3 protein-coding genes are annotated in these 3,117 nt (G+C 62.3%); all 3 read left to right on the forward strand.

From position 1 onward, the window contains the following. Positions 1–1,137, forward strand: a 1,137-nt coding sequence (locus GXH28_RS15430; RefSeq protein ID WP_169239907.1) for an oligosaccharide flippase family protein, incomplete at its 5' end; no start/stop codon positions are given. After that, positions 1,134–2,414 (forward strand): polysaccharide pyruvyl transferase family protein, encoded by a 1,281-nt coding sequence (locus tag GXH28_RS15435; RefSeq protein ID WP_169239908.1) that lies wholly within the window; start codon positions 1,134–1,136, stop codon positions 2,412–2,414. The genes GXH28_RS15430 and GXH28_RS15435, both read left to right, overlap by 4 nt. Then, positions 2,407–3,117 (forward strand): glycosyltransferase family 4 protein (locus GXH28_RS15440; protein WP_169239909.1); only part of this gene is annotated, 711 nt, incomplete at its 3' end. The genes GXH28_RS15435 and GXH28_RS15440, both read left to right, overlap by 8 nt.

Here is a 3,117-nt window from a genome sequence, read left to right on the forward strand (position 1 = left end):
ACGGTGCTGATCGCGCGCGAGTTGGGCGTGAGCAGCTACGGCGAATACGCGACGGTCATGGCCAGTCTGGGACTGCTCTCCAACCTCCTCGGCCTTGGTTTGGACACATGGCTGGTCGGCGAAGGCGCGCGCCGGCCACAGCAGCTCGATGCGCTGGCCTGGCAAGTGCTGTTCTTGAAGGCAGTCGGTTCGTCGGCGATGCTGGGCGTGCTGCTGTGGGGATGGCTGAGCGAGGCTAACGCTGCCGTGTTCATCATCGGCAGCCTTGGCGTAATCGCGGATGGCTTCTCGCGTACGGGGTTCGCGATGCTGCGGGCGCGCGCGCAGAATGGGCGCGTGGCCGTGCTAGAAGTCGCTGCTCCGGCGTTGCTGCTGGCCGGCCTGTTCGCTCTTCGAGCGCTCGGCTTCACCATCCTGACCCTGGTGACGGTGCAGCTCGTATGCAACGCGATCGTCACGGCAGCCACTTTTGCCAATGCCTTCGATGAGATCAGATTGCCTGCTCCCGCTCCGTGGAGCGTGTTGCGCGAGGGATGGATCTTCGTTGCATCTGACGTCGTCGCCAACGTCTACACGCTTGCCGGCATGACGGCCGTAGGGTGGTTCGCCGGCGCAACGGCGGCAGGGCTATACAAGCCCGCTCACACGGCCATCACACTCACCTACGTTATCCCGAATCTGATCTTCTGGGTGGGGCTGCCGCTGCTCAACCGCGCGACGACCCGTCCGATCTATCGTCGCGTCGCTTGGGCGATGTTGATCAGCGCTGCGCTATATGGCTTGTTGGTGCTAGTAGGCATCTGGTGGATTGGCGAACCGATGCTGCGCCTAATCTATGGCGCAGAGTTCCTCCCCTCCCTTCCCTACGTCCAAGTGATGAGCTTGATTCCGCTGATGAAGTCCATCAACTTCGTCTGCGCCGCCATCTTGCTCTCTCAGAAACGTCAGCGACTGCGATTGGGGTTGCAAAGCGCCGTTGTTCTCCTCAGCATCGCTGGTGCGTTCACGGTGATACCCCGGGCCGGCGCGATGGGTGCAGCATGGCTGCAGGTCGCCATCGAAGCAGCGCTGCTGATGCTCTATGCTGTGGGCGCGATCTGGTCGCTCCGCAGAATGCGCGCAGCGGAAGTGCGATGAACATTCTCGTCATCAACACGCACTCGCTCACCAACACCGGCGACGCTGCGCTCACGTTGGAGATGCTCCGCCAGTTGAGAGAACAATTTCCCGGCAGCCGGATCACGCTGGCTATGGACGATCCTGCTTCATTCGACGGCGACGTGCACATCATCAGTTCGATCCTGCGCTGGTGCAAGACGACGGGGGGTGACGGCCGATCCGTCTGGTGCACCAGAAACCTCCTCCGTTTTTTGCCGGCCAGCCTGCTCAGCCTGGCTGCCTTTCGACTGTTTGGCAGCCGCTTCTTTCCCGGCATGTCGCCAGAACAACGCGAGACGGTCGAAGCCTACTTCGACGCACACGTTGTCATCAGCAAACCAGGGGGATTTCTCTACACCAGCGGTGGCCTGGGCATGCCCTTCCTGCTAACCATTTACACCATCGCATTTGCCATCTTGTGCCACAAGCCGCACTACATGCTGCCGCAGTCCATTGGCCCAGTTCAACGCAATTGGCAACGGTGGCTGACGCGCTGGGCGCTGAACCGCTCGCGGCTGACAATGATCCGCGAGCCTGCTTCGGCAAACGAGATGATCGCGATTGGAGTTGCTCGCAATCGTTGGATCGAGGTGCCAGATCTGGCCTTTGCCTTTCCGCCTGCGCCGGCTGAGATCGCGTGTGCGTGGCTGGCGCGGCAGGGGGTGAGATGCGAAGCCGACCGGCCGTGCATCGGCGTGACTGCGATCAATTGGCAAGCGCAAAACAGCGCGTTCAACCTACAGTCGCAATACGAAGAAGCGCTGTGCGAGGCGCTCTCGCGCTTTGCTGCGTCATCCCGCGCGCGATTGGTTTTCTTTCCTCACGCGATCGGGCCGACGATCGAGCAGGATGACCGCGTCGTCGCCCGACGGCTCGCGTCGCGCCTATCGGGTTGCGATGTGACGTTGATCGAGGAGCAAGCGCCGCCCGACGTGATGAAGGCTGCCTTTGGCCAGATGGAGCTATTCGTCGGCACGCGCATGCACTCGAATATCTTCGCGCTGAGCAGCGGCACGCCCGTCGTCGCTATAGGGTATTTGCACAAGACCGAGGGCATCATGCGCATGCTCGACTTGGCATCGTTCGTGGTAGACATTCGGGACCTGACAGCAGACGCGTTACTGGAACGCGTCGAACGCGCCTGGCGCGCGCGCGCCGAATTGCGCCAGAGCATCCGCGTTGCCGTCGCTGCGTTAGCCCAATCCGCCTCGCACGCCACAGCCCTCATCGCAGACGACCTGTCGCGCTATGGATGAGCCGCTGAGCGCCCTGCATATCGTCGCCGGCTTCAGCCTGGAGACGCTGGGCGGCGTGGAGCGCTACACATTCGACCTCAGCCGCGCCCTGACGCGTCGAGGCTTGCGCGTGGGCATTGCCGGCATCTGGCAATTCGGCACCCAGTACGAAGCTGATTGGACACGGCAGCTGAACGCCGCCGGCGTCGAAACGTTCGTCGGTTGCCCCAAGGATAATCGCGCTCCGCTGCGCAACCTGGTGGCAAGTATCGCTCGGCTGAGGCGTGAGCTGACAGGACGACGGTTCGACATCGTGCACAGCCAGCAGGAATTCGGCGATGTCGTGGCGCTGGCGCTGCAACCCACAACGCGAGCACGCTTGCTGGTGCGTTCGGTGCACAACGACATCGAATGGCGCGCGCGCCCGCTGCGGCGATGGCTGTTGTCGAACCTTCTCTTTCCGCTTAAGTTCGGCGCAGAATTCGGCATCACACCTGCCATCACGGCGCGTTTGAATCAGCGGCCCATCGCCTCGCTGCTAGGACACCAGGCAATACTGATTCCGAACGCTGTAGACCTTTCGCGATTCGAGAACGTTCAACGCGATCAGATGCACTCGCGCCGCGCTCTGGGTTGGCCGGTGGACGCGTATATCGTGGGCAACGTGGGCCGCCTCACCGAACAGAAGGGCCACGTCTATCTTATCGAGGCAGCGGCGCGACTG

The organism is Candidatus Roseilinea sp. NK_OTU-006 (assembly GCF_012931985.1).
In the GTDB taxonomy this organism is placed as follows: Bacteria; Chloroflexota; Anaerolineae; order J036; family Brachytrichaceae; genus JAAFGM01.